The organism is Amycolatopsis thailandensis, assembly GCF_002234405.1.
In the GTDB taxonomy this organism is placed as follows: Bacteria; Actinomycetota; Actinomycetes; order Mycobacteriales; family Pseudonocardiaceae; genus Amycolatopsis; species Amycolatopsis thailandensis.
On sequence record NZ_NMQT01000267.1, the window covers coordinates 1 to 635 of the forward strand.

At 69.6% G+C, this 635-nt stretch carries 1 protein-coding gene; it reads right to left on the minus strand.

Annotated features, from left to right (window positions below):
* Positions 1–635: glycosyltransferase family protein (locus CFP71_RS42205; protein WP_482746731.1), on the minus strand; the 635-nt coding region annotated here is incomplete at both ends.

Below are 635 nucleotides of genomic sequence, written 5' to 3' on the forward strand. Positions count from 1 at the left end.
GCGAAAGGATCACCCGGCGGCTCTGGGCACGGACGGACTCGATGGCCACCCTGGCGGCGTCGTCGGGAGCGTCCAGGCTGCCGAATCCCACGTACACCGGCGGTGTCCCCGCCGCGAGGAACTCCTCCACCTCCGCCGGAAGAGGCCGTTCGTCGACCAGGTACCAGGAACCGGTCTGCACCGCCTCCTGGCCCCGCCGCAGCGGGACCAGCACCGGATCCGCCGCCAGCCAGGGGCGTTCGGTGTAGGCGTGGTCGATGACGCTGTCCACCGGCGGCAGGCCGAGCGCGGCCCGCCTGCTGTTGATCGGGTCACCGAACCGCTGGAACAACCCTTCGTCGCGCATGTCCCGCAGCGAGTGCTGGTCGGTGTCGTCCAGTGCGAACGACTCGCCGTCGCGATCGGGCCGCAGCTGCGGATCGAACGGCGACCGGATGTCGATCGGATGGCAGGCGGCGTAGAAGTAGGGGATCCCCAGCTTCTCCGCCACCGACCGGACGGCGGAGGCGACCGCCACCATCCCGGTCGCCACCACCACGTCGCAGCCCTCGGCGGAGATCGGCAGAGAGTCGTGGAGGGAAAGAGGGTAGATCGCGGTGGGCGCCGGAGAACCAATGAAAGAAGCAAGCAGACGA